Origin of the sequence: Arcobacter iocasae (genome assembly GCF_042214795.1) — a bacterium.
GTDB lineage: Bacteria > Campylobacterota > Campylobacteria > Campylobacterales > Arcobacteraceae > Arcobacter > Arcobacter iocasae.
In genome coordinates, this window is record NZ_CP090177.1 from 2,600,089 (window position 1) to 2,626,775 (window position 26,687).

General features: G+C 27.7%; 23 protein-coding genes. 18 read left to right on the forward strand and 5 right to left on the reverse strand.

The annotated features are described in order from the left end of the window. Positions 1–11: 11 nt before the first annotated feature. Complete coding sequence (locus LXN10_RS13040; RefSeq protein WP_375723428.1) at positions 12–776, reverse strand: DeoR/GlpR family DNA-binding transcription regulator; 765 nt, start codon at positions 774–776, stop codon at positions 12–14. A 203-nt stretch (positions 777–979) separates the two neighbouring features. On the opposite strand from LXN10_RS13040, the gene LXN10_RS13045 reads away from it, so the two are divergent. The 15 genes from LXN10_RS13045 (at position 980) to LXN10_RS13115 (ending at position 20,437) form a co-directional block, all read left to right on the forward strand. Next, positions 980–1,576 carry a TetR/AcrR family transcriptional regulator gene (locus LXN10_RS13045; RefSeq protein ID WP_129099839.1) on the forward strand — a complete coding sequence of 199 codons (597 nt, stop codon included), beginning with the start codon at positions 980–982 and terminating at the stop codon, positions 1,574–1,576. Next, a complete protein-coding gene (locus LXN10_RS13050) occupies positions 1,560–2,495 on the forward strand; it encodes a Ni/Fe hydrogenase (protein ID WP_129099840.1) in 936 nt (311 codons plus the stop codon). Before LXN10_RS13045 ends, LXN10_RS13050 begins: the two co-directional genes overlap by 17 nt. Continuing rightward, positions 2,482–3,834: a nickel-dependent hydrogenase large subunit gene (locus tag LXN10_RS13055; protein WP_129099841.1), complete on the forward strand. Its 1,353-nt coding sequence runs from the start codon at positions 2,482–2,484 to the stop codon at positions 3,832–3,834. The genes LXN10_RS13050 and LXN10_RS13055 overlap by 14 nt, the downstream gene beginning before the upstream one ends. 279 nt (positions 3,835–4,113) lie before the next feature. Further along, the gene (locus LXN10_RS13060) at positions 4,114–5,361 is read left to right on the forward strand and encodes a hydrogenase small subunit (RefSeq protein ID WP_375723429.1); all 1,248 of its coding nucleotides are present in this window, start codon (positions 4,114–4,116) and stop codon (positions 5,359–5,361) included. After that, positions 5,361–7,097 (forward strand): nickel-dependent hydrogenase large subunit, encoded by a 1,737-nt coding sequence (locus tag LXN10_RS13065; RefSeq protein WP_375723430.1) that lies wholly within the window; start codon positions 5,361–5,363, stop codon positions 7,095–7,097. Before LXN10_RS13060 ends, LXN10_RS13065 begins: the two co-directional genes overlap by 1 nt. Positions 7,098–7,116: 19 nt before the next feature. Next, positions 7,117–7,809 (forward strand): cytochrome b/b6 domain-containing protein, encoded by a 693-nt coding sequence (locus LXN10_RS13070; RefSeq protein WP_129099844.1) that lies wholly within the window; start codon positions 7,117–7,119, stop codon positions 7,807–7,809. 101 nt (positions 7,810–7,910) lie between these two features. Beyond that, the gene (locus tag LXN10_RS13075; RefSeq protein WP_375723431.1) at positions 7,911–8,486 is read left to right on the forward strand and encodes a hydrogenase maturation protease; all 576 of its coding nucleotides are present in this window, start codon (positions 7,911–7,913) and stop codon (positions 8,484–8,486) included. Next, positions 8,483–10,027, forward strand: coding sequence for a Kae1-like domain-containing protein (locus LXN10_RS13080; protein WP_375723432.1), 1,545 nt, complete (start codon positions 8,483–8,485; stop codon positions 10,025–10,027). Before LXN10_RS13075 ends, LXN10_RS13080 begins: the two co-directional genes overlap by 4 nt. Positions 10,028–10,350: 323 nt before the next feature. Further along, positions 10,351–11,508 (forward strand): hydrogenase small subunit, encoded by a 1,158-nt coding sequence (locus tag LXN10_RS13085; RefSeq protein WP_375723433.1) that lies wholly within the window; start codon positions 10,351–10,353, stop codon positions 11,506–11,508. 2 nt (positions 11,509–11,510) lie between these two features. Next, positions 11,511–13,241 (forward strand): nickel-dependent hydrogenase large subunit, encoded by a 1,731-nt coding sequence (locus LXN10_RS13090; RefSeq protein WP_375723434.1) that lies wholly within the window; start codon positions 11,511–11,513, stop codon positions 13,239–13,241. Positions 13,242–13,253: 12 nt separating this feature from the next. Beyond that, a complete protein-coding gene (gene cybH, locus LXN10_RS13095) occupies positions 13,254–13,943 on the forward strand; it encodes a Ni/Fe-hydrogenase, b-type cytochrome subunit (RefSeq protein ID WP_375723435.1) in 690 nt (229 codons plus the stop codon). Further along, on the forward strand, positions 13,940–14,503 hold the full coding sequence (locus tag LXN10_RS13100; RefSeq protein ID WP_375723436.1) for a HyaD/HybD family hydrogenase maturation endopeptidase: 564 nt from the start codon (positions 13,940–13,942) through the stop codon (positions 14,501–14,503). The genes cybH and LXN10_RS13100 overlap by 4 nt, the downstream gene beginning before the upstream one ends. Beyond that, positions 14,487–16,145 carry a hypothetical protein gene (locus LXN10_RS13105; RefSeq protein ID WP_375723437.1) on the forward strand — a complete coding sequence of 553 codons (1,659 nt, stop codon included), beginning with the start codon at positions 14,487–14,489 and terminating at the stop codon, positions 16,143–16,145. The genes LXN10_RS13100 and LXN10_RS13105 overlap by 17 nt, the downstream gene beginning before the upstream one ends. A 9-nt stretch (positions 16,146–16,154) precedes the next feature. Beyond that, positions 16,155–18,380: a carbamoyltransferase HypF gene (hypF, locus tag LXN10_RS13110; RefSeq protein WP_375723438.1), complete on the forward strand. Its 2,226-nt coding sequence runs from the start codon at positions 16,155–16,157 to the stop codon at positions 18,378–18,380. A 173-nt stretch (positions 18,381–18,553) separates the two neighbouring features. Beyond that, positions 18,554–20,437, forward strand: coding sequence for a methyl-accepting chemotaxis protein (locus tag LXN10_RS13115; RefSeq protein WP_375723439.1), 1,884 nt, complete (start codon positions 18,554–18,556; stop codon positions 20,435–20,437). A gap of 108 nt (positions 20,438–20,545) precedes the next feature. Here the strand turns inward: LXN10_RS13115 and LXN10_RS13120 are convergent, their stop codons facing one another. Continuing rightward, positions 20,546–20,749 carry a YgaP family membrane protein gene (locus LXN10_RS13120; RefSeq protein WP_375723440.1) on the reverse strand — a complete coding sequence of 68 codons (204 nt, stop codon included), beginning with the start codon at positions 20,747–20,749 and terminating at the stop codon, positions 20,546–20,548. A gap of 179 nt (positions 20,750–20,928) precedes the next feature. On the opposite strand from LXN10_RS13120, the gene LXN10_RS13125 reads away from it, so the two are divergent. Beyond that, positions 20,929–23,472, forward strand: coding sequence for an ABC transporter substrate-binding protein (locus tag LXN10_RS13125; RefSeq protein WP_375723441.1), 2,544 nt, complete (start codon positions 20,929–20,931; stop codon positions 23,470–23,472). On the opposite strand, the gene LXN10_RS13130 is transcribed toward LXN10_RS13125, so the two are convergent. Next, entirely contained in the window at positions 23,464–23,754 is a 291-nt protein-coding gene (locus tag LXN10_RS13130) for a DUF3817 domain-containing protein (RefSeq protein WP_375723442.1), read from the reverse strand. The two genes, LXN10_RS13125 and LXN10_RS13130, sit on opposite strands and share 9 nt — an antisense overlap. Positions 23,755–23,851: 97 nt before the next feature. Between LXN10_RS13130 and LXN10_RS13135 the strand changes: the two genes are divergently transcribed. Further along, entirely contained in the window at positions 23,852–24,385 is a 534-nt protein-coding gene (locus LXN10_RS13135; protein WP_375723443.1) for a hypothetical protein, read from the forward strand. A 4-nt stretch (positions 24,386–24,389) separates the two neighbouring features. On the opposite strand, the gene LXN10_RS13140 is transcribed toward LXN10_RS13135, so the two are convergent. Beyond that, positions 24,390–25,046, reverse strand: coding sequence for a hypothetical protein (locus tag LXN10_RS13140; protein WP_375723444.1), 657 nt, complete (start codon positions 25,044–25,046; stop codon positions 24,390–24,392). 84 nt (positions 25,047–25,130) lie between these two features. On the opposite strand from LXN10_RS13140, the gene LXN10_RS13145 reads away from it, so the two are divergent. Next, entirely contained in the window at positions 25,131–25,469 is a 339-nt protein-coding gene (locus LXN10_RS13145) for a DsrE family protein (RefSeq protein ID WP_375723445.1), read from the forward strand. Here LXN10_RS13145 and LXN10_RS13150 read toward each other — a convergent pair. Beyond that, positions 25,456–26,604, reverse strand: a complete 1,149-nt coding sequence (locus tag LXN10_RS13150; protein WP_375723446.1) for an MFS transporter — start codon at positions 26,602–26,604, stop codon at positions 25,456–25,458. The two genes, LXN10_RS13145 and LXN10_RS13150, sit on opposite strands and share 14 nt — an antisense overlap. Positions 26,605–26,687: the final 83 nt, after the last annotated feature.

Genomic DNA, 26,687 nt, shown 5'->3' on the forward strand with positions numbered 1-26,687 from the left:
AAATATTTCCTCTATTCATTTTCATAGTTTATTTCTACGCCGTTTTTTTCTAATAATTTACAGATATTTTCAGGAGGTTTTTTATCACAAAAGATAGAATCAACATTTGATATATTTCCACTTCTTATGTAGGCATTTCTTGTAAATTTTGAATAATCAGCCACTAAAAACACTTTTTTACTAGATTTACTTATGGCTTCCCTAGCTTGGCACTCTTCTTGTGTAAAATCTAATAATGAACCATTTCCTTCTATTGCACCAACTCCGTATATTCCAAAATCAACACTATATGAACTGAAAAATTTCTCAATATCATTTCCCACTATGTCTCTGTGTTTATTTCTTAATAATCCACCATGAAGTGTTACTTCAAAAGAGGAATTTTCACAACATACAAGAGCCACATTTAAATTATTTGTAAAGATTTTTAGATTTTTGTGATTGATTAGTTCTTTTGCAATTATTTCAGGAGTTGTACCAATTGAGAAAAATAAAGAAGAGTTATTTGGAATTTGTTTAGCAATTAATCTTGCAATGATTTTTTTTTCATCATAATGAATTATTTTTCTACTATCATATGATATATTATCTTTTTGAAGTGCCATTTCAACACCACCATATATTCTTCTTAAAAGTCCTTCTTCACATAAAAAATTTATATCTTTTCTAATAGATTGTACAGATACAGAAAAAATCTTGCTTAATTTTTCTACTGTTGCAGATTTTTCTTGTCTTACTTTTTCTAAAATATAGGCTTGTCTCTCTTTTGGTTTCATTATAAGCTTTCGTTTATATAGTTTAAAATCTTTCGTTCGAAAGAAATTACGGAAGTATAAATACAAATTATTACATTGTGATTACAAAGAAAAGAGTTTTGATTCTTATGTTTAGATTTAATTATTAGAATATGGTGAATATTCATTTATTATTAACATAGATTTTAATATTATATATCATTATTAAATTAAGGTAAAAAATTATGTCTGTAAAAGAAGAGAAAAAAAATAGTATTATTAGAAATTCGTTGATACTATTCGCTAAAAAAGGTTTTTATAATACAACTATTCCAGATATAGCAAAAGCTATGAGTATGAGTGTTGGTAATATGTATAATTACTTTTCCTCAAAAGAAGAATTAGCAAAAGTTGCTATAAAATATTCTACAAATATTATGGCAGATGATTTGAGAAAAATCAATAATATGGATATTACTTCAAAAGAAAAACTTTATTTATTTATTAAAAACTATTTGAAAAATGTAAAAAATTCTCCTGAAGTAATAAATTACTTTTTAAGAGTTTATTTATCAAATAGAGAAGTATTTAAAGAAGGGTGTGAGGGTTTTTTGTGTGTAGGTGAATTTGTAACTGAAGTTATGATTTTACTTGATGATGGTGCACAAAAAAAAGAGTTTAGAGAACAAGAATTTTTCCCAGCATTTGGTATGCTAATGGGAAGTTTAGGTGGATTTGCATTTATGAGTGGAGAAAATGTATTAGAAAAAGATTTACTTGAATATTCTGATTCTATTGCTGAAAATATTTATAGAGCACTAAAATATGATGAAAATGCATAAAACAGCTTTACCAAAAGTTGTTTGGCTTCAAGGTATTACTTGCAATGGTAATACCCACTCTTTTTTATCTGCAAATTCATCAAGATTTGAACAATTTAATAATAATTTTGATTTGATTTATCATCCTAGTTTAACTGTTGATACTACTCTTGATGAGATTTTAGAATCAAAAGATAGAATTGATTATTTGTTAGTTGAAGGTGCAATAACAAATGATGAATTCTATTTTTCAATTTCTAACAAAAATTTATCAGATGTTTTAACTGCACTTGTTTTAAAATCAAATTTTTTAATTGCCGTTGGTTCTTGTGCTTCTTATGGAGGAATCCATGCAAAGTTTGAACAAAATGGCAAAACTGGTGGATTAAAAGATTATATTTCCAATGAAAATCAAGCATCACTTTCCCATGAAATTATAAATCTTACTGGTTGTCCTGTTCATCCAGAATGGATAATTCAAACTCTTTTTACCTTGAAATTTAATGGTTCAATTACCCTTGATAATAAATCAAGACCAATAGAGTTGTATGGAGGTCTTGCTCACCATGGTTGTACTAGAAATGAGTACTTTGAGTGGAAAGTAGAGGCAAAAAGTTTTGGATTAAAAGAGGGTTGTTTATTTTATAATGAAGGGTGTCGTGGACCAATGACACACTCAAATTGTAATAAAATTTTGTGGAATGATGTTAGTAGTAAAACAAGGGTTGGTATGCCCTGTATTGGCTGTACAGAATATGATTTTCCAAGACTTAATATGTTTGAAACTAAAAAACATATAGGTATACCTTTTGAGCCACCACTTGGAATTCCTAAAAGAGCATATTTATCAATTTCAGGTGTTGCTAAAACATTTACGATTCCTAGATTGAATCAAAAATTAAACCACTTTTATGAAAGTAAAAATAATGAAAACAGTTGATATAGTAGAACGAATTGAGGGTGAAGCAAAGCTTAATTTAACTTGGAAAGATAAAAAAGTAAGTGATGCTTCAATTGACTTTTTAAATTTTAGAGGCTTTGAATATATTTTAGAGAATAAACCTATTTTAGATGCTTTAGTTTATACCCCAAGAATTTGTGGAATATGTGGACAAGCTCACCTTTTAGCAACTGTTAATGCAATAGAAAATTTATATAAAAATTCTGGTAACGAATTACAAATAACAAATAAAGCTAAAATACTTAGGGAATTAGGATTGATTATTGAAATAATTGATTCACATATTAAGTGGTTTTATATGTTTATAATGCCAGATGTTATAGCAATATCTAAAAAACAATATGAGGGATATACTCCCTTAAAAGGAGAAAAATGGCTAGGAGCACAAAAAGGTGCTAGTGAAATAATCAAAGCCTTAGCAATTTATGCAGGACAATGGCCACATACATCTTATATGATTCCTGGTGGAGTTATGAGTGATCCAACGCTATTAGATATTGTAACTTGCGAAAACTATATTGATCAAACAATAAAGTATTTTGAAAAAGATATAGCAGGAATAAGCATTGAAAATTATTTATCTTTAAATAGTTTTGAAGAACTAACTTTACTATCTTCATCTTTGAGAGATTTTGTTGATATCTCTTTTGAAACAAAACTAGAGCAAGTGGGGAAGGCACACAATAGACATTTAGTTTTATCAGACATGATAGATGTAAAACCTGGACTTTATAATAAAAAGATATCTAATAATATTGATTTAGCAAAGATAAAAGAGAGTGAAGAATATACTTTTAATATAAATAAAAAAGATAATAAAAAAGCTCATACATGGTCTAAAAGTGTTCAATATAATAAACATTTTTATGAAGTAGGGCCCTTATCAAGAGCTGTTATAAATGAAAGAGAGTTTATAACAACCTTACATAATAAGTATGATGATTCAACATTTACAAGAGTAATGTCAAGGGTTGATGAAATAGCACATCTTTTAATCTACAGTAAAAAACTTATAAAACAAATAGATATAAGTGAAGACTCATATATTAAGCCTAAAATAGATTTAAAGAGTCTAGAAAATATAACTGCAACTTCTAGTGTAGAAGCATGTAGAGGTTCACTTGTTCACACCCTTAGTGTAAATAAAGGGCTTATTACAAAATATGATGTCATTACACCTACTGTTTGGAATTTGGGTCCAAAAAATAATATAGAATTAGGCGTTGCCCAAAAAGCAATTATTGGTTCTAAATCACTAAATGAATCAAAAATTATATTAAGATCATTTGATGTATGCTCTGTTTGTACAACACATTAATGAATGTTTATTCAAAAAGTAGAGTAGTTTTGTAACAAGCTTTATAAATTGTTAAAATTCCTATTACTTATGTATTCCTAGAACTAAAGTAAAATCAAGTACCAACTTATCGTAATATTTGAAATTATTATAATTATAAAGCTTAAAAATATTGATATAAATGCTACTTTATTGCTATACTAGCCCATTATTTAGATACTACATTAAGTTTTAATTAAGTAAGCAAAAGTTAAATTACGATAATAAATGAATATTCATTTTTTAATTTAAGGAGAACAAATGGCTTACGATTCTCAAGAGATGGTTAAAAAAGTTTTTAATCAAAACTCTGCAAGGGTGGATACGAACAAAGGTGAAGAGTTTTACAATAATCTGTTTGAAAAAACAAAAGCTAGATTAAGTAAACTAAGAAAACAACCAGCTCTTAAAGATATCGATATTATTGATATAGTTGAGAGTGAAGGCGTAAATAGAAGAGATTTTATGAAGTGGGCAAGTGCAACAACTGCAACACTTATGTTACCTCCTATGTTTACTCCTTTAGTTGCAGAAGCTGCTGAACTTATGAATAGACTTCCTGTGATTTGGATTGAGTTGCAAGATTGTGCTGGAAACTCTGAAGCACTATTGAGATCATCAACACCTACTGTTGATGATTTAATTTTTGATGTATTATCTTTAGAATTTCATGAAACCATTATGGCTGCAGCTGGTCATCAAGCAGATGCTCAACTTGAAGATGCGGTTGAACATTTCAAAGGTAAATATTTATTATTTGTAGAGGGTGCAATTCCTACAGCTATGAATGGTCAATATGGAACTATTGGAGCTTCAGGTGAGACTTTCCAAGAACATTTAATGAGACTATCAAAAGATGCAGCAGCTGTTGTTGCTGTTGGTTCATGTGCCACTTTTGGTGGTATTCCAGCTGCTGCACCAAATCCTACAGGTGCTGTTGGTGTTATGGATTTAGTTAAAGGTAAACCAGTAATTAATATCCCTGCCTGTCCTGCAAATCCAGCAAATATGGTTGGGGTTGTGCTTCATTATGTTTTAACAGGACAAGTTCCAGAACTTGATTCACTACTTAGACCAAAATTTGCATTTGGATATAGAATTCATGATAACTGTGAGAGAAGAGCACACTTTGATGCAGGTGAATATGTAGAAGAGTGGGGTGATGAAGGTGCTAAAAATAATTGGTGTCTATATAAAATGGGATGTAAAGGTCCAATGACATTTAATAACTGTTCAATTATAAGATACAACGATGGTGCAAACTGGCCAATTGGTGTTGGACGAGGATGTATTGGGTGTAGTGAACCAGACTTTTGGGATAAATATGCATATGAAAGACCTATGGCAGATGCACATATAAAAGCTCCTACCGGAGGAGTTGAAAAAACTGTTGATGAGTTTGGGTTAGGGTTGTTAACTGCAACTACAATAGGTATAGGTGTTCATGCAATTGCTTCAGCAGTTGTTGGAAAAAGATCAGTAAATAATGGCGAAAGTGAGGATGCATAATGAGTAAGCATATCGTAATAGATCCTATTACAAGAATTGAAGGACACTTAAGAATTGAAGCAGTAATTGATGAAAATAATGTAGTTACTGATGCATATAGTTCTTCAACAATGTTTAGGGGAATAGAAGAGATTCTAAAAGGAAGAGATCCAAGGGATTGTGGACTTCTAGCAATGAGAATTTGTGGTGTTTGTACAGGTACTCACTATCAAAGAAGTATTGAAGCAGTTGAGCATGCATTTAAAGTAACTATTCCTAAAAATGCAAGATTAGTGCGAAATATGATGCAAGGTGCTTTATATATCCATGACCATATTGTACATTTTTATCACCTTCATGCACTTGATTGGGTTGATATTACAAAAGCACTTGAAGCTGATCCTAAAAAAGCTGTTGAGGAGGCTCAAAAATGGGCAAAACTTTCAGGTCAAAGACCATGGAATGCAAGCGAAGATGTATTTGCTGAAGTACAAGAAAGAGTTACTAAATATGTAAAACAAGGTAGACTTGGTGTATTTGGTAATGCTTATTGGGGAAGCAAAGCTTATAAACTAACTCCTGAGCAAAACCTAATAGGTCTTTCTCATTATTTAGATGCATTAGAGTTACAAAGAGAGATTGCAAAAGCACAAGCTATTTTTGGAGGTAAAAATCCTCATCCTCAATCAATTGTTGTTGGTGGTGTTACTTGTGTTCAGGATATTAAAAATCCAGCTAGAATAGCAGAATTTAAAGATATTATTCAAAAAGCACAAAAATTTTCTAAACAAGCATATCTTCCTGATGTTTATATGGCTGGAACTATGTATGCTGACGAAGCACTTGATGGAACAGGTGGTGGTTTAGGTAACTATATGTCTTATGGTGATTTTAATTTAGATGATACACCTTTTTATGAGGCTGCTAAACTTTTCCCTTCTGGAATAGTTATGAATAAAGATTTATCAAAAGTTTATGACTTAGACCAAACAAAAATATCAGAAGATGTAACTCATGCTTGGTATGAAGGTAAAACAAATTTACATCCTTATGAAGGTGAAACAAAACCAAACTACACAGGATTTAAAGAGAAAAAAGATGGTATTGCTTACTTAGATATTAAAAATAAATACTCTTGGATAAAATCACCTCTCTATAATGATAATAGAATGGAAGTTGGACCACTAGCTAGAATGATAGTAGGTGTGGCAAAAGGTGATGAAAGAATTAGTAAATATGTTACGACATTCTTAAAAAATGGTAATTTACCAACAAAAGTTTTATTTTCAACTGTAGGAAGAACAGCTGCTCGAGCTATTGAAACAGAAATGATGTGTGATGTTGTGATAGAGTGGGCAGATGAATTAGCTAAAAATGCTGCAGGTGGTGATTTATCTACTTGGACTGAATTTGATTTTGATAAAGTTTCTAAAGATGCTCAAGGTTTTGGTATGGCTGAAGCCCCAAGAGGTGCTTTAGGACATTGGATTAAAATAAAAGATGGAAAAGTTTTAAATTATCAAGCAGTAGTTCCTTCAACTTGGAATGCTGCACCAAAAGATTATAAAAACAGAATGGGTGCATATGAGGCTTCTTTAGTAGGTACAAAAGTAGTAGATCCTGATATGCCACTAGAGATTTTAAGAACAATACATAGCTTTGACCCTTGTATTGCTTGTGCAGTACATATTATAGATACACATGGTAAAGAATTAGGTGTGTATAAAATTGACCCAACAGGTGTTTGCCGTGCGTAATTTTAAAAGGGTTGAAAGAATGACTCCAGTCATGCGAATAATACATTGGACAAATGCTATTTGTATGATTGTTGCAGTTGCAACCGGGCTATATATTGGTCATCCTTATTATCAAACATTTATTGCAGATCCAGCTGTTGATAAGTATGTTATGGCATGGAATAGATGGGGACACTTTATTGTGGCAATTATATTTGATGTAACAGCTATTTTAATTGGTTATTTATATCTTTTCTCTAGATTTGAAAAACCATATAGAAAGATTTTACCGACAAAGAAAAACTTTATAGAATTCTGTGAAGTTTTTTTCAATCTAATAACTTTTAATAGAAGAAAAAAGTTTGATTCAACATATAGTGATAGTTATAATATTATGTTTTTTACACTTTTTCATATATTATTAGTATTTATGCTTTTAACTGGACTTCAAATGTATGTTCATGGTTTAGCTTCAGGACAAAGTTCAATTGGAGCATGGTGGCCATGGCTTTTACATTTTTCTACTGACTGGACACTTTGGGTATTTGGTGGAAATATGGGTGTTAGAATTGCACATCATACAGCTATGTATCTTTTATTGATGTGGGTTTTTTCACATATTTATTATCAAATTTGGAGAACGATTTTTTGGAGAGAAGGAGACATCAATATTGTATTTGGTGGAACAAAATTTATAAATGATGAAGTTAACTCTAAAAATCTAGATAAATAGAAGTTATGAGCATAGCTCATAACTTCTATTACTTACATAATATATCCATAAGTAAAAGTTATTTTGTTTTTGAATGTATTAAATAAATATGAAGGTTATATATGAGAAATATAGTAATAGGAGTTGGAAATCTACTTTTTAAAGATGAGGGAGTAGGTATTTTAGCTGCCAAGTATTTAGAACAGAATTATAATTTTGAAGGTGATATTGAGATTATTGATGGGGGAACTTTAGGTTTTAAATTAATGACTTATTTTCAAGAGTATGATAATGTTATTATTTTAGATACTGTATCTATTGAAGATAAAGTAGGAGATATTTATAGATTGCCTTCTGATGTTTTATTGGGACTTGGTCAATATAGAAAAACAGCCCATGAAGTTGAGATTGTTGAGATGTTGGAAATATGTTCTGTTTTAGATAAACATGCAGAAGTTACAATAATAGGAATAATTCCCGAAGATATTATAAGTGTTCAAATAGGACTTACAAAAACTATTGAAGAGAAATTTATTGGGCTAATAAATCAAGCACTAATTGATATAGAAAATTTAGGAATAAAAGTAGAAAAAAAAGATGAGCAAAAATCTATAGCTCAAATTTGTAAAGGAATCTTGGGATCGTATAATGATGAATATGATGAACGAATACCAAATGATGAGGATACTACAAGATGAAATTATTTTATAAAATAGAATTCAATAGTACAAATTTATATTATAAACATATTTTAGAAAACCTAATAAAAGAGTATGATATCAATGCTAGTGTAAAACAATATATTGGATTTATATTAATTACATGTAATGATAGCGAAGAAAAGATTGAAGGTTTTTTTAAATATTTAGGTGAGACTTTACCTTTATCAATATTTTTAAAAAACTCATATGTTATTAAAGAGTTTGATGAATCACTAGAAGAAATTGAAAATAAAAATATACTTCAAAATGTCCTTACTTTTACAAATAAAGACATTAAAAATATAATAAATGAAAATACAAATATTGATTTCTCAAATGATATAAAAAGAATAAAAGAGGGAAGAGTTTCTAAAATAGAGACACATAATGGACTTAAAAATATATTTTTACCTTCAAAAATTTTAAGAGAAGAGTTTGAATCTAAAAATAATGAAGTGAAACTTTTTATTTGTAATATAAATAAATTATCACAATTGTTTTCTTTGAGTCAAAAAGACCTACAACTTCTCTGTTCTATTGAAAGACCTTTAGTAAAACTAAAATTTAATATTTTACAAAATAAAGAAAAAGAGTATTCAAAGAGTAATTTTATATATGCAAAATTGCCAGATGATAAAGAGACTATACTTTTTGCAAATGCTTTACAAAAAGAAGGCATTGATTATTTACTTTATGTAAAAGAAGAGAGTTTACAAGATGGGCTAAAAGTTACTTATTTTAATAATGACAATATAATTATAAATGGTGAAAAATCTCTGTTCCCAAAATATGATTATAATTTAAATAAAAAGTATAATAATTCAAAGGAATTTTTTGATGATAATGGGGGAGTTATAAAAGCTACACTTGCAACAAATAATAAGAGAATAAAACCAAGTGTATCTATTTATTTTTCATATAATAGTGATAATAGTTCTATTTCATTAAATATTCCTGGAAAAGGACTGCGAGATATTATTACAATTCCAAATATTATTTATGATATTAATAATGCGATGGAAGAGATATCTTTAATTGATGAAAATACAGCTAGATTGATAACAAATTATAAAAATAATTTTTCACAAAATTTTAATAAAGAATTCAAAAATAAAGATGTAAATGGATTTGAAGCAATCTTAAATCTCACATCTTATGTACTTGGATTAGGTGATTATTTAGATTTTGAAAATGCTGCTTTTAATTGTAATGTTAAAAGTGGACTTCAAATTGATATGAAATTAATAAAAATCGAAGGAATAAATTATTTAGACTATAGACGGATTATTCAAAGCATAATGAGTTATAAAATGGCAGATGTGACAAATGAAATATTGGCTTATTCTTTCTATGAGAGTTTAAGTGAATTTATTGTTAATCAAGTAGAAGCTCTTAAAAAAGAGTTAAGTTTTGATGATATTATTTTATGTGGAAATATGTTTTCAAATTCTCTTCTTTTAGAAAAGTCTTATAAAACTTTTACTAAAACATTTAATACAATTATTCCAAAAGAGTATTCCTTGGATAAAGAGTTTTAAAAAATTATTTTCTCAAAAGTACCAATAAGTAACATATGACCAAAATAATTTTATAAAACTAAATTTTATTATAAAGTTAAGATTAAGTTAAGATTTTTACTTGTAATATTCCCTTAGGTGAACAGTCGTTCATTAAAATAATAAAGATTTAAAGTTAAAAACCAACTTCTTTTAGAAGCTGGTTTTTTTATTATTTTAGAAGTGAATAGTTATTCATTTAATTTATATATGCCAACCACATTTTGGGTTGGTTTTTTTATACAAAAAATAATGAATAACTATTCATTATTTCAACTTTATTAATAAAAGGATTAATTTTGGATATGTCAAAATTATTTAATAAATTATCAAAAAGATTAGAGAGTTTAGAAAAACTTGCTAAATTAAATGATAATAAATCAATCCCAGATGTTTTAGAAGAAAAAGGGATTAAACGAAGAGATTTTATGAAATGGGCAACTGCTATGACTGCAATGTTAGCTCTTCCTGGGTCATTTACACCATTAGTTGCAAAAGCAGCAGAATTAAGTGATAGATTACCAATTATATGGCTTCATATGGCTGAATGTACAGGATGCTCTGAATCACTATTAAGAACAGATGCTCCAACAATTGATTCATTGATTTTTGATTATATATCTTTAGAATACCATGAAACACTTATGGCAGCAGCTGGTTGGCAAGCTGAAGGAAACTTAGAAAATGCAATAGAAAAACATAAAGGTAAATATATCTTGATGGTTGAGGGTGGAATTCCCCATGGTGAAAGTGCACACTTTTTGACTATTGGTGGACATGGAAAAACTGGTGAAGAAAATGCTAAAACTGCCTGTGAATCTGCAGCTGCAATTTTTGCTATTGGTACTTGTTCTTCTTTTGGTGGAGTTCAAGCTGCTATTCCTAATCCAACTGGTGCAGTAGGACTTTCAAAAATTACAAATAAACCTGTAATTAATGTACCGGGTTGTCCTCCTAGTGAGAAAAATATAGTTGGTACTTTGATGCATTATATTTTATATGGAAGTTTACCTGCTCTTGATGCATATAATAGACCTAAATGGGCTTATGGGATGCGTATTCATGACTTATGTGAGAGAAGAGGTCATTTTGATGCTGGTGAGTTTGTAGAAGAGTTTGGAGATGAGGGTGCTAAAAGAGGATATTGTTTATATAAAGTAGGATGTAAAGGGCCATATACCTTTAATAACTGTTCTAAAAATAAATTTAATTCACATATGTCTTGGCCAATACAAGCAGGTCATGGATGCATTGGGTGTAGTGAACCAGATTTTTGGGATACTATGGGACCTTTTGAAGAGCCAGTTGCTGACAAATTATATAACACAGTTTTTGGTGGAGGTGGTGCTGATGCTACTGCTGATAAAATTGGTATTGGTTTATTAAGCGTTACAGCAATTGGAATTGCAGCTCATGCCGTAATATCAAATGTTAAACATCCAAAAAGTGATGATGAGGAATAAAAATGGCAAATAAAAGAATTATAGTAGATCCTATTACAAGAATAGAAGGACACTTAAGAATTGAAGTTGAAGTTGATGAAAACAATGTAATAAAGAATGCTTTTGCATCATCTACTTTGTGGAGAGGTTTAGAAACAATAGTTAAAAATAGAGATCCAAGAGACGCTGGATTTTTAATGCAAAGAATTTGTGGAGTATGTACATTTTCTCATTATAGAGCTGGTATTGAAGCAGTTGAAGATGCACTTAAAATCACTCCCCCTTTAAATGCAAAACTAACTAGAAGTTTGATGAATCAAGCATTATTTATGCATGACCATTTAGTACATTTTTATCATTTGCATGGTTTAGATTGGGTTGATATTACATCTGCTTTAAAAGCAGATCCTGCAAAAGCTAGTAAAGAAGCTTTTAAATATACAAATTATCCAATTGCAACTGGTGAAAATGACTTATTAAAAGTAAAAGATAGAGTAAAAGAGTTTGCATCTAGAGGAGAACTTGGACCATTTGCAAATGCATATTGGGGACATGAAACTTTTAGATTAACTCCAGAGCAAAACTTAATAGCCTTAAGTCACTACTTAAAAGCCTTAGAGGTTCAAAGAACAGCTGCACAACTTATGGCAATGTTTGGTGGAAAACAACCACACCCACAAAGTTTAACAGTTGGCGGAGTAACTTGTATTATGGATTTATTAGATCCTTCAAGAATGAGTGAATACCTTACAAAATATAAAGAAGTAGCAAACTTCATAGAACATGCATATTATGCAGATATTTTGATGGCTGGAAAAGCTTATGCTTCTGAACCTAGTGTTACTACAAAAGCAGGAACTATGAATTTTATGTCACATAAAGAGATGCAACTAAATAGAAGTGAATTTCTTTTTGATACAGGAATTATTTTAAATGGTGACTTATCAAAAGTTCATCCTATTAACGAAGACCTAATCACAGAAGAAGCAACACACTCTTGGTATAAAGATAATGAGCCACTTCATCCTTATGATGGGAAAACAAATCCACTTTATACAGGTATGAGCGAAGCTATGACAATAGGTGCAGAAGGTAAAGAAGTGCATTCTAAAGTAATTGATGAAAAAGGTAAATACTCTTGGATAAAATCTCCTAGATATGATGGAAAAGCTATGGAAGTTGGACCTTTAGCTTCTGTTTTAGTTTCATATGCAAGTGGAAATAAAAAAATAGTTAAAATTGTAGATGAATTTTTAAAAGAAACAGGACTTCCTTCAGAAGCTTTATTTACGACATTAGGAAGAACAGCTGCAAGAGCTTTACAAGTAAAAGCTATCATTGAAAATGGTTTAGAAACATTTGATACCTTGATTGAAAATTTAAAAGTAGACCAAGAAACATACACTACTTACAAAATTGATAAAGATAAAGAGTATAAAGGTAGATTTATTGGTGATGTTCCAAGAGGAATGTTAAGTCATTGGATTAGAATCAAAAATGGGGTAGTTGAAAACTATCAAGCAGTTGTTCCTTCAACTTGGAATGCAGGTCCTGAAGATTCAACTGGGTTAAAAGGTCCATATGAATCAAATCTAATAGGGTTAAAAGTAAAAGATATAACTCAACCTTTAGAAATAATTCGTGTAATTCATAGTTTTGACCCATGTATTGCTTGTGCAGTTCATGTGATGGATACAAAAGGTAATGAACTAGGAAGTTATAAAGTTGATCCAACTTATGGCACATCGTGCTAAAAAGGCTGAAAAATGATTGAAAGAAAATATGAGTTTTCTGGTGTACTAAGATTAAATCACTGGATTAGAGTGGTTACTTTATTGATATTAGTTGTTACAGGCTTTTATCTTGCAAAACCATTTTTAACACCTTTTGTTAGTGATGAACCAGTAAATTTTATGAATGCATTATGGAGATTTTGGCACTTGGTTTTTGGATTTGTATTAATTGCTACAACAATATTTAAAGTATATTTGTTCATTTTTGATAGACAAAGTAGAACTGAAAGGGTTTCATTTTTTGATTTTATTAGTCCAAAAATATGGATTCAACAAATTAAATATTATATGTTAATTGGTACTCATCCTGAGGGAAGAGGGATATATAATCCTTTACAATTTATAGCTTATTTTATGGTATTTATGACTTTGTTTTTAGTTTCATTGACAGGATTAATACTTTATATGCATGGTTATCATGATGGGTTAGCTGGACTTCTCATGCCCTTATTAAGACCAATAGAAGTACTTATGGGTGGATTGGCTAATGTAAGAGAATTGCATCACCTTACAATGTGGATATTTTTGATATTTATTCCTATTCATATTTATATGGCAGTATTTAATTCTGTATATGGGAAAAGTGGTTCTATGGATACTATTTTTAGTGGATATAGTTGGCATAAAAAACATGAAAAAAAAGAGAGTAAAACAAAAAAATGAATATCTTAATATTAGGAATAGGAAATATTCTCTTTCAAGATGAAGGAATAGGTGCACATTTTGTGCACTATTTAGATGAAAAGTATACTTTTAAATCAAAAAAATCAAAAGTAACTATCATTGATGGTGGAACTTTAGCTCAAAGATTAATTCCAGAGATAATAAAATATGATGAAGTAGTTATAATTGATTGCATTGATGCAAATGATGCAAAAGCAGGTGATGTGTATTTTTTTGATTATAATGCAATGCCAAATTGTGTTAATTGGCAAGGAAGCGCTCACGAAGTTGAGATGCTTCAAACACTTAAAATGATAGATATGAATGAAGACTTACCCTTTACTAAAATACTGGGAGTTATTCCAAAAAGAGTTGCAGATGATACTACTTTTGAATTAAGCGAAGAGATTCAATCATCAATTATAACTATGGAAAATAGTATTAGAAACCATTTAAAACTATTTGATGTGGAGATGTGTGTAAAAAAAGCTGATACATTTATTACTAATATTGCAGAGGTAAGTTACAAAAGGGACATTCTAAATGGTCCTTATTTATAAGTTTGAATATTTTTCAAATAATTTTACACTTATTCATAATATAAAAGCATGTCTAAAAGATTTTGAGATTAATTATAAAATCTCAAAAGAAAATAATCATATAAATTTGTTTGTAGAAAGTACAAAAGAGATACTAGATGAATTTTCTAAGATTTTGTCAACATATCTTCCCATGTCTATTTTTTTAAAAAATGTCGAAGTTGAATGTGTTGATGAGTTTCCTAATTTTCCAGATATTAATTATTTAGATTCTTCTCCTTTAACTTTTTGTACTAAATGCTTAAAAGCAGTGGAAGAAAAAGGTAATAAAAACTATTATAATCCTTTTATTTTTTGCGAAGATTGTGGGCAAGATTTAGAGGCAAAAGCTTTAATTTTATTTGATGGAAAAAAAGAGATAAAAAAATCAAATTATATTGAGTATTTTGAATATACCTCTAAACTTATAAATGATGGGAAAAAAGTTAAAATCAAAACCTTAAGTGGTGAGTTTATCTTTTCAAAACTAGATTCGATGGATAAAAATAAAAAAGATAATATAAAGCTATTATGTGCAGATTTAAATAGTATTTCAGATGTTCTTGTTGCATCTAAACAAGAGATAATTGCCCTAGCATCCATTGAAAAACCAAGTATAGATTTAAATATAAATGAAGTATTTAAATCTAAAAATATTTTGCAAAATCAAAATATTGATGTTAGATATGCCAATGATATGATTTTGTACTTATTATGTTTGGAATTAGAAAAATACAATATTAAATTTTTGGCATATTGGAAGAGTGATGTTTTTGATTCATCTTTAACTTTTATTAGTAGTACTTTATATAAAAAAATTGAGATTCCTAAAATCTCTATTTTAGATAATGGACAAGTAGTAATTTTAAAATCAAAAAACTATGATAAAAGTTTAGAGGATGTGTATAAAGAGTTTTCTGAAAAAAATAAATCTCAATTTATGGTTTTATTAAGCGAAAATTACTTATTTGAAAAAACTATTTTAAATACTTATGCAAGTACAAAGCATGAGGATGGATTGACACTTTATTCCACAAAAATAGATGGAATGATAGATATCTTTAAATATGAATTACCAACTAGTATGAGTGAATTATTTGATGAAATAAAAAAAGATACTGTTGGAGCAAAACTTATTTCTAATTATGAAAAATCTTTTCCAGATATTTATAAAACTGCACTTAGTTTTGACTTGTCTTTAATAAGTCAAAATTCTATTTATAGTATATGGAAAATAGTATCAGTAATTTTAGGTTTTGAAATGAGTATATTAACTGGTGCACATAATGCTTTGGGTGATAAAGGTCCTAGAATAGATTATAAATTAGATGAAAGTGATAAAATATATAAAAGAAGATTTAATATTTATAAATTAATACAAAGTGGTATAAGTTATAAACTAGCGGGAACAAATGAAAATCTTATATGCCTGGGATATATTGAAAGTTTTGCATATTTTGTATCTTCTTGTGTTGATATGGTAAATGATGAAATGAAACTTGATGGAATAAGTCTTTGTGGAGATTTGTTTGCTGATAAACTTATTTCTTCTTTTGTACATAAAAGCATTACAAAAAATTATAAAATATATTATAATAAGGACTTTCCTATACAAATTGATTAAAGAGAGTGAATGAGTAAGTTTAAAATTGAAGTCCAAGGTATTGTTCAAGGTGTAGGATTTCGTCCCTTTGTATATAATCTTGCTATAAAACTCAATTTAACTGGATATGTAAATAATGATGATAAAGGTGTCAATATCTTACTTGAAGGTAAGAAAAATAGTATTGATGCTTTTTTAAATGAGCTTAAAAATAATCCTCCAGTTTTATCAAAGATAGATAATATTTCTATGTTTGAAGATACATCATTAAAAGAGTTTACCGATTTTAAAATAATTCAAAGTGTTAATCAAAATAGTAAGTCTACTTTAGTCTCACCAGATATTGCCATATGTGAAGATTGTATAAAAGATATTACAAATAAAGAAAATAGAAGATACCAATATGAGTTTACAAACTGTACAAATTGTGGACCTAGATATTCTATAATCAGTACTGTACCCTATGATAGAATCAATACTTCTATGAGTGATTTTATTATGTGCCAAGAGTGTAAAGAAGAGTATGAAGACCCCACAAATAGACGCTACCATGCTCAACCAATTTGTTGCCCTAATTGTGGACCCAAATTAAAATTATACGATAATCAAAAAAATGAATTAAGTAGTAATGAAACTCTTAAAAAAATAGCCCAAAAGATAAATTCTGGATTTATAGTTGCTATAAAAGGAATAGGGGGCTTTCATATAATTTGTGATGCAACAAATGAAAATGCAGTTAAAAAACTAAGAGAAAAAAAGAATCGTCCGACAAAACCTTTTGCGGTGATGTTTAAAAATATTGACGAAATTAAAAGCTGTGCAAATATTTCAAAAAAAGAAGAAGAGACAATACTTTGCAAAGAAAAACCAATAGTGATAGTAAATAAAAACTCTAATGACAAAATTAGTGAACAACTAGCTCCAAATATAAATAGACTTGGAGTTTTCCTTCCTTATACTCCTTTGCATATTTTACTTTTTGAATATTTAAATAATCCAATAATTGCCACAAGTGCAAATTTAAAAGATGAACCAATAATAAAAAGTGTTGAAGAGATATTTAATAAACTTGGAAATGTAGTTGATTATGTGTTAGATTTCAATAGAGAGATAATAAATGCCTGTGATGACTCAATTGTTCAAGTTGTAAATGATGAAATACAAATATTAAGACTAGCCAGAGGCTATGCGCCAATATCTTTTAAAAGTAATAGTAAATTTGATAAAAATATTTTAACCCTTGGTGCTAATCAAAAGAGTTCTATCTCTTTAGGGTTTAATAATAATATGATTTCTTCACCATATATTGGAGATATGAATTCTATTGTTTCTATGGAGTATTTTAAAAGAAGTGTAAGTACTTTTGAAAAGTTTTATGATTTTAAAACACAATTAATAGTTTGTGACAAACATCCCTCTTATGAAACAACAAAGTGGGCGATGAATCAGAAAACGCCAGTAAAACAAATCCAACACCACTATGCACATGCTCTAGCCACTATGGCTGAATATGATTTAGATGAAGATGTTTTAGCTTTTGTATTTGATGGAACAGGATATGGAGAAGATGGAAATATTTGGGGTGGAGAAGTTTTTATTGTAAATAGAAGTTCATATAAACGAATAACTCACATAAAGTATTTTAAGCTCTTAGGTGGAGAAAAAGCTGTAAAAGAGCCAAGACGGATTGCATTGTCCTTGTTATTTGATAATTTTAGTTTTGAAGAAGTATTGAGTTTAGATAATGCTTGTGTAAACTCTTTTTCAAAAAATGAGATAGAGTTATTTTATAAAATGTGGCAAAAGAATCTAAATACGCCACTTACAAGCTCTTTTGGAAGAGTTTTTGATGTAATATCATCAATTGCCAATATTTTACAAATACAAACTTATGAGGGAGAAACAGGTCTTCTAATAGAAAAAGAGTATGATGAAAATATCCAAGATGCATACTCTTATGAAATAATTGATAATCAAATTGATTTATCAAAAATGATTCATGAAATATTGAAAGATAAAGATAAAATTCTTATTTGTACAAAATTTATAAATATGATTATAAATATTATATGTGATATATCTTTAGAAAATAAGAACTTTAAAATTGTCTTAGCAGGTGGAGTATTTCAAAATAAAACACTATTAGAACAATTATCTAAAAGATTAGAAAAATTAAAAAGAAAGTTTTATTTTTCTAAAACTATTCCTTTAAATGATCAAGGAATTTCTCTTGGTCAACTATACTTTCAAAACTAATTCTCTTAATATAATCCAATAAATTTTTACTATAAAGTTACTATATAAATATCAAATTAATATAAAATTAATTTATTATATAAAAAATAAAGTATTAATTTAAATATATTGTAATAATATTAATGAAATTATAAGTTGTTTTTTAGTTTTAAATAGTAATTTAGGAGTAGATTATGAGTATTAAAAATAAAATTGTTGGATCTTTTGTTATTTTGATTATTTTGTCCGTGATATCTAGTATTTATGTTTCATCAAATATTAAAAGCATAAAAGCAAATTTTTTAAATCTTTGTTATAAAGAGTTTGCAGGTATTGTCGTCTTATTAGAAGGAGACAGAGACTCTTACCAATCAAATATTTCATTGTTGCAAATTATGAATTTAAATGATAGCACAAAAATTAAAAATAAAATTGATAAGGAAGTAAATGAAAATTTACTTCAAGTGAAAGAAAGATTTGAAAAGTTTAGAAATCTTTTGGGCAATGAGCTAGAAGTTGAAAAATTTAATCAATTTGAAAAGTATTATAATCAAACAAAAATAGATACTGATAATCTAATTCAATTAGTAAACTCAAATAAAATTGAAGATGCAAAGGATTTTTATTTTCAGTCATATCTACCTAATTTTGAAAAAATGAGAACTTTACTTGATGAGTTTTCTACTGAAGTATATAAAGTTATAAAGAAAAATGAGAAACATACTGCTAGTTTAATCTCTTCTTCTCTTATTATTTTTATAAGTATAACAGGTACTATTATATTTACAACAATTTTATTATCATTTTTATTAAGAAGAACTATTGATAAATCAATAAGTAGTTTTGAAGATGGTTTATTAAATTTCTTTAAATTTTTAAATAGGGAAAATAGTGATGCAAATTTGATTAATGAAAATGGAAAAGATGAATTCTCAGAAATGGCAAAAGTAGTAAATAAAAATATTGAATTGACTAAAAAAGGTGTTATAGAAGATAGAAAGTTAATCGATGAGACTATTGCTGTACTTTCAGAATTTGAACAAGGAGATTTATGTCAAAGACTAGATGTAAATGTTTCTAATCCCGCATTAATGCAATTAAAAGATGTATTGAATAAAATGGCTGAGAATCTTGAAAGTAATGTTGATAAGATACTTAATATTATAGAAGAATACTCAGCATATAACTATCTTAATAAAGTTTCAACAAAAGATTTAAAAGAGCATATTCTAAAATTGGCAAATGGAATTAACTCTCTTGGTGATTCTGCAACATATATGCTAATAGAAAATAAAAGTACGGGATTAAGACTAGGGGAGAGTTCAGATATATTACTAAAAAATGTTGATAAATTGAATAAAAGCACAACAACAGCTGCAAGTTCATTAGAAGAGACAGCAGCAGCAATAGAAGAGATTACAAGTAATGTTAGAAATAATACTGAAAATATCGCAAAGATGGCAAGTTTCTCAAACAATGTAACAGATTCAGTAACTGAAGGTGAAAATTTAGCAAATGAGACAACAAAAGCAGTAGAAGAAATAAATGCAGAAGTTACAGCCATAAGTGAAGCAATTACTGTAATTGATCAAATAGCCTTTCAAACAAATATCCTAAGCTTAAATGCAGCAGTAGAAGCAGCAACAGCAGGTGAAGCTGGAAAGGGATTTGCAGTTGTTGCAGGAGAAGTACGAAATCTAGCATCAAGAAGTGCAGAAGCTGCAAAAGAGATAAAAAATTTAGTTGAAAAAGCTACTGTAAAAGCAAACCAAGGAAAAAATATTGCATCAGAAATGATAAGTGGATATAAAAAATTAAATGATAATGTTTCTAAAACAATTAATTTAATTTCTGACATAAAAAGTGCTTCAAATGAACAATTATTAGGAATAGAGCAAATAAATGATGCTGTTTCACAACTTGATAGACAAACGCAAGAGAATGCTATGGTAGCAGCAGAAACAGATCAAGTAGCAATGGTAACTGATGAAATAGCAAAATTAATTATTAGTGATACGGAAACAAAAATGTTCCTTGGAAAAGATAGTGTAAAAGCAAAAGTTATTGACAAAAAATGAAGCAAGTAAGAAACAAATCAAGAGCTAATAAAACAAAATTTTCTATTTTAAAACTATAACTTTAAATGACAAAGATGAGTGGTAGAGCTTTTAAAGACTAGGTAATCCCTAGTCTTTTTTACAACTTTCTTTATCACAAGTTGTATCGATTTTAAGTGGACAATATAATGGACACCATCCAATAAGTGCTGTACCTAATGGAATCAATCCTATTGCACCTAACCAACTATTAGTTAGAACACCAGAAACTATAATTACAATACCAACTATAATTCTTATAGTCTTATCTAATTTACCTATGTTTTTATTCATTTTGGATCCTTTTACATATTGTAATGATACTACAATTTATTGAATTAAGTTAATAATAAAGTATTATTTGTAACTTTCTCTTATTAATTGTAAGTATTAGAAAAAAATAAGAAATAATTTCTAATCTCATTTTAAATAAACTTAACTAAAATTTGTAAGTATATGTTATAAGGTTTATAATGAAAAAGTTACTAATAATATTAATTCTTGTCATAACTTTTTTACATAGTAATGAACTTAAAAAAGTAAAACTACAATTTATGTGGTTAGATCAGTTTGAATTTGCTGGTTTTTATGTAGCAAAAGAGAAAGGATTCTATCAAGATTTAGGAATTGATGTTCAATTTATAAAATATGAGCCTAATATAAATATTGTAGATAAAGTTTTAGACAAAGAAATTGACTTTGGAATGACTTCAAGTTCTCTAATAATAGACAAAGCAAATGGTAAAGATGTTGTTTTAATAGGAACAATTTTTCAGTCTTCACCCTTAATCCTTCTTGCATTGAAAAAATCAAAAATTAACACAATAAAAGATATAAAAAATAAAACACTTATGGTGACAAATGACCAAAAACTATTTGCTACTTTACAATCTATGTTGACTACGAATAATATGTCAATAAATGATTTAAATATTCTTGAACACTCATTTAATGTAGATGATTTAATAAATAAAAAAACAGACTTGATGCTTGCCTATATAACAAATGAACCTTTTATTCTAAAACAAAAAGGTTATGAGAGTAAAATATTTTATCCTAAAGATTATGGATTTGACTTTTATGAGGAGTTGATTTTTACTTCTAAAGAACTTGTAAAAAAAGATCCAAAGTTAGTAGAAAATTTTTTTAGTGCAACTATAAAGGGCTGGGAGTATGCATTTAATAATATTGATGAAGTATCGAAACTTATTTATAAAAACTATAATCCTCAAAATAAAACTTTAGATAGTTTGATATATGAAGCTAATGAAATGAAAAAATTAGTTTTTGATAAAGAGGGTAAAATTGGGGCTGTAAAAGAAGATAAAATTAACCTTATTATCAATACATATAAACTTATGGGATATATTAAAAATGAAATCAATCTTGATGAGTTTATATTCAAAAATAATATGAATAGTTTTTTGACACATGAAGAAAAAACTTATTTAAAAAATAAAAAATTTATTACAATGTGTACTGAACCAGATTGGTTACCATATGAAAAAATAGAAAATGGAAAGCATATAGGAATAGTATCTGAATATATACAAGCAATAGAAAAAATGATAGATACTAAGATAAAATTAATACCTACAGATAATTGGACACAAACACTTCAATATGCAAAAAAGCGAAAATGTGATATTGTTTCTTCTGCAATAAATACTGAAAAAAGACGAGCTTATTTAACTTTTACTAATCCTTTTATTAATTCCTCTTTAGCAATTGTATCTACGATAGATAAACCTTTTATTGATAACATTATGCAAGTGAAAAAAGAAAAAATAGCATTAATTAAAGATTATGCATATTCTAATATGATGAGAAAAAAATACCCCCTTATAGATTTTGTAGAAGTTAAAAATATAAAAGAAGGAATCGAACGGGTAAAAGATGGAGAAGTTTTTGGACTAATTGATACTGTACATACTTTGGCTTACACTATACAAAAAGATTATATTGGACAATTAAAAATTACAGGAAGATTAGATGAACAATCTAACTTAAGTATTGGAGTAAGAAAAGATGAACCAATATTAAGAGATATTTTAAATAAAGCACTTGATAAAATTCCAGAATCAGAAATAAATAGAATGCAGAATAAATGGATATCAATAAATTATCAAAAAGGTTTAGATTATGATTTTATTGTTAAATCATTATTTATAATGTTTGTTATTCTTTTTATCCTTGTATTAATATATAGACAGTTTTTATTAAAAAAACTTAATGACAAGTTAAATAAGAAAGTAAAAGAAGAGATTGAAAAGAATGAAGAGAAGAATAAGATTCTTCTTAAACAATCAAAAATGGCTTCAATGGGAGAGATGCTTGAAAATATTGCACATCAATGGAGACAGCCTTTATCAAATATCTCTGTTTCTGCAAGCGGATTACAACTAAAAAAAGAAGAATTAACTATAACTGATGAAGAGTTAGATGATACTTTAGAGCATATTCTTAAATCAGCTAGGTATTTGTCTAATACTATAGATGACTTTAGAAGTTTTTTTAAGATGGATAAAAAGCTAGAATTAGCACATATTGAAGATATAGTTGATAAGGCTCTATTTTTAGCAAGTTCAAAATATGCAAAAGATAATTTTTCTATTATAAAAAATATAGATAATATAGAGTTCAAAACTAGTGAAAACGATCTTATACAAGTATTTTTGAATATTATTACAAATGCAAAAGATGCATTGAATGAAAATGTTAAAGATGAAGATAAATATATATTTATAGATGCTTTTAAAGAAAAAGATAATTTAATTATTGAAATTAAAGATAATGCTGGGGGAGTAAGAGAAGAGATTATTAATAAAATATTTGATGCTTACTTTACTACAAAAAAAGAGTTTCATGGAACAGGAATAGGATTAAATATGAGTAAACTTTTAGTTGAGTTACACTTAAAAGGTTCTATTGAGGCAATAAATTGTACATATAATTACGAAAATAAAACTTACAAAGGTGTCATATTTAAGTTGGTCTTACCCATTGATTTAGATTAACTTTTTTATTTTTTTCTCTATAATAAATGAACCAAATGGAATAATTGAGTATATAAATAATTTAGTACTAAATCTATTTTCCCAACTATATTTTTTAAGAGATTCAAATAAAAATATCATAAAAAGTATAAATAAAATACCATGAGTCATACCTATGATTTTTACAGGGTATGGATTTTCAGCAATATATTTAATGGGCATTGCTATAAATAAAAGAGTTAAGTACGATAGGCCTTCTATATATGAAATAATTCTAAATCTATGTAAAGCTGTTTTAAACATATAATTCCTTTTTATTGCCGTAATATTAACCACTTTGTTTTAACAAAATATTAATTATATTTATTATAATCTACAATTAAATAAATTAGGATTTTTAATGGATGATAGATTACATGAGATAATTGCTCAATGTGCCATAATACATGAGACAAACATAAATGAAAATATAATAGATGACTTAGAAAAAATAGAAGAGAATTTAAGTGAAGGTGATAGTGATGTAAAAGATCACTACTTATCTCTTCTTATGCAATACTATTTCCAAAATAACAAAGTTGAACAGCTAAAACAGTTACTTTTAGAAGGTTATAAGTTTGATATGAGGTTTCTAGATATAGTCGAAGCTTTTTGCCACCTAAAAGATGATGAAGATAATGTAATAGAATTTTTTGAAGATAATGTTGTAATGTTAAAAGATAGTATTACAGATAATGATTTAAAAAAGATGTATGAATATTATCAATCAAACTTAGAGTATAAAAATTTTATAGATGAATCTTTAAATCTTATTAAAAAAAATAGATATGTTTGTGCTCAAGCATATAAGAGTAAAGAAGAGTTTGCAAAGTTCTTTTTAAATGAAGACTTACTTGAATCACTTAAAAGAGATATGCCCTTTATCTTGAAGTAAGAGTTTAATCTTTGAAATATAAATCTTTTAAAATGTTTATTTGTTTATTTTGTAAGTAGTTAAATTTGAACTCACACTCTTTTAAGTAATAAAAGAAATTTCTTTCATCAACTCCTTTGTATTTTTTCAAGTTTTCTTCGAGATATTTCCAAAAGATACTTAAAGGAGTTTTATAAGAGTTTATAGAGTAGAGTTTATGCCATTTTAAATAATACTCATAATCTTTTGTACTACTCTCAATACTATGTTTAGGTAGCTTTGGCATAAGAAGGGTATATATTTTTTTACTTGAATAAAAACCAATAATATTAATAGCATCAAAAAGTGAGCGATTTTTTTTATTATGTTCTCTTGTTGTAAAGTAATAATACTCTTGATAAGAGCTATTATCTTTTATACTATTATTATACTCTTCATCCAAAAAGTTTGCTATAAGTCTTCTAAAAAGCATATATCTATTTTGAACAGTTCTATAGTTTAGCTCTAATATTTGTGCTGTTTTATTTGCATTTATGTTATTGCAAAAATAGTTTATTATAGTTATATCTGTTTCTAATTTTTTTAATGAGAATTTTCTTTTGCAAGATTTACATTTTTTATAGTTATCTTGTAAGTTATAGAGTAAGTGATGATTACAAAAAGGGCAATTAGTTAAATTCATAAAAAATTATAGCTAAAATAGAATTTATATAAATTGATAAGTAAAAAAGCATATAATCAATAAAATTAAATTATGGAGAGATTTATGAATAATACTGCAAAAATATTATGGGCAAGTGATAATAAAGAGACAGCATTAAGTATGGTATGTTTATATGCACATAATGCAAAACTAAAAGGTTGGATTGAAAATGTTCAGGTTTTAGTTTGGGGAGCTTCTCAAAAACTTATAAGTGAAGATAAAGAAGTACAAGAGAAAGTAAAAGCAATGATAGCTGATGGTGTAGAAGTAATTGCTTGTCAAAAATGTTCTGAAGATTTGGGTGTAAAAGATGAATTACAAGCTTGTAATATGCAAGTTTATTACACAGGTGAATTATTAAGCTCTTGGATTAAAAGTGGAGAGAGTATTATCTCTGTATAACTTTTTTTATAATTACTACTAATAGAATAATTACAAATAGTGAAGCACCTATTATAGAGAAGAACTTTTGTATTTCAAAAATAGCAACTAATGGGTGAAAAACTATAGGTGAAAGAAACTGTCCTAAAAAAATAGATGAAGTGAAGTATCCTGAACTTTTGACTCTTTTTTTAGGATTTGTTTTACTTAACATCCATGCAACTGCATTTGTCATCATAAATCCACCAGAAAAACCCAATATTGGTGCTGATATAAAAAAGAAATGAACATTTGTTATTATTCCTACTAAACTTAAGCCAAAAGCAATAAGTGTTAACCCTATGATATAAATAGTGGAGTATGAATATATCTTTTTTAATTTTGAAAAGACAATAGCCCCTAAAGCATTAAAAAAGAATGCAGTAGCAATTATAGTCCCAGCATAAGAACCACTTACTTTAAATTTTTCTATAAGTAAAAAAGGAAATTGAGTTGGTAAAATAAAAAATAAAAGCATATAAAAAAAAGCAAGAAAATATACAAATAAAATATTTTTACTTATGTTTACAGTCTCATCTTCTTGCATATCTTCTATTTTTATCTCTTTTATATTTTTTAGAACAAAAGGTATTAGAAGTATTCCAATAAAATAAATGCCAAAAGGAAATCTCCAATTCATATCAGATAACATTCCTCCCCCGACGACAAAAAAGACTCCACCTAAAGCCATAAATGCACTTTGATAAGCCATGAATTGATGTCTTTCTTCTTCTTTAAAATAATCTCCAACAAGAGATGTTGAAACAATCATCAAAGTAGCAACACATAATCCAAACAATGCCCGTGATGCTAAAAGTGTCTCTATGCTATCAAGATATAATCCAGCTGTTCCAAAAAATGAAAAGAAAAATAGTGCTATAAGAACTGATTTCTTTTTTCCAAATCTAAAAATAATATGTCCTAAAACGGGAGCTAGTAATGCAATAGCAAGGGAAGGTAGAGTAAGCATCAATCTTGAATAAAATTCTATATTAGCTGTATGTTTAAAATACTCTTTTAAGTGTGGCAAAGATGTAACTATGGCTACATTTGACATGACAGTTGTCATTGCCAATAAAAGAAGAGAAAGGAGGGTAAATTTGTTTATATTTTTCATTTGTGGCAGTGTATCATCATTTAAATTAAAAATTTAATTGTTTATGGAGTAAAAATTGCATAATATTATAATATAAGAGTATG

Coding starts and splice junctions, on each gene's coding strand:
- LXN10_RS13130 (WP_375723442.1), bottom strand. CDS start 23,754: ATGTTTAAAACAGCTTTACATAGATTTAGAATTATTTCATATATAGAA.
- LXN10_RS13060 (WP_375723429.1), top strand. CDS start 4,114: ATGGCTTACGATTCTCAAGAGATGGTTAAAAAAGTTTTTAATCAAAAC.
- LXN10_RS13085 (WP_375723433.1), top strand. CDS start 10,351: ATGTCAAAATTATTTAATAAATTATCAAAAAGATTAGAGAGTTTAGAA.
- LXN10_RS13080 (WP_375723432.1), top strand. CDS start 8,483: ATGAAATTATTTTATAAAATAGAATTCAATAGTACAAATTTATATTAT.
- hypF (WP_375723438.1), top strand. CDS start 16,155: ATGAGTAAGTTTAAAATTGAAGTCCAAGGTATTGTTCAAGGTGTAGGA.
- LXN10_RS13145 (WP_375723445.1), top strand. CDS start 25,131: ATGAATAATACTGCAAAAATATTATGGGCAAGTGATAATAAAGAGACA.
- LXN10_RS13100 (WP_375723436.1), top strand. CDS start 13,940: ATGAATATCTTAATATTAGGAATAGGAAATATTCTCTTTCAAGATGAA.
- LXN10_RS13135 (WP_375723443.1), top strand. CDS start 23,852: ATGGATGATAGATTACATGAGATAATTGCTCAATGTGCCATAATACAT.
- LXN10_RS13065 (WP_375723430.1), top strand. CDS start 5,361: ATGAGTAAGCATATCGTAATAGATCCTATTACAAGAATTGAAGGACAC.
- LXN10_RS13040 (WP_375723428.1), bottom strand. CDS start 776: ATGAAACCAAAAGAGAGACAAGCCTATATTTTAGAAAAAGTAAGACAA.
- LXN10_RS13105 (WP_375723437.1), top strand. CDS start 14,487: ATGGTCCTTATTTATAAGTTTGAATATTTTTCAAATAATTTTACACTT.
- LXN10_RS13140 (WP_375723444.1), bottom strand. CDS start 25,046: ATGAATTTAACTAATTGCCCTTTTTGTAATCATCACTTACTCTATAAC.
- cybH (WP_375723435.1), top strand. CDS start 13,254: ATGATTGAAAGAAAATATGAGTTTTCTGGTGTACTAAGATTAAATCAC.
- LXN10_RS13115 (WP_375723439.1), top strand. CDS start 18,554: ATGAGTATTAAAAATAAAATTGTTGGATCTTTTGTTATTTTGATTATT.
- LXN10_RS13150 (WP_375723446.1), bottom strand. CDS start 26,604: ATGAAAAATATAAACAAATTTACCCTCCTTTCTCTTCTTTTATTGGCA.
- LXN10_RS13125 (WP_375723441.1), top strand. CDS start 20,929: ATGAAAAAGTTACTAATAATATTAATTCTTGTCATAACTTTTTTACAT.
- LXN10_RS13070 (WP_129099844.1), top strand. CDS start 7,117: ATGACTCCAGTCATGCGAATAATACATTGGACAAATGCTATTTGTATG.
- LXN10_RS13120 (WP_375723440.1), bottom strand. CDS start 20,749: ATGAATAAAAACATAGGTAAATTAGATAAGACTATAAGAATTATAGTT.
- LXN10_RS13055 (WP_129099841.1), top strand. CDS start 2,482: ATGAAAACAGTTGATATAGTAGAACGAATTGAGGGTGAAGCAAAGCTT.
- LXN10_RS13090 (WP_375723434.1), top strand. CDS start 11,511: ATGGCAAATAAAAGAATTATAGTAGATCCTATTACAAGAATAGAAGGA.
- LXN10_RS13075 (WP_375723431.1), top strand. CDS start 7,911: ATGAGAAATATAGTAATAGGAGTTGGAAATCTACTTTTTAAAGATGAG.
- LXN10_RS13050 (WP_129099840.1), top strand. CDS start 1,560: ATGATGAAAATGCATAAAACAGCTTTACCAAAAGTTGTTTGGCTTCAA.
- LXN10_RS13045 (WP_129099839.1), top strand. CDS start 980: ATGTCTGTAAAAGAAGAGAAAAAAAATAGTATTATTAGAAATTCGTTG.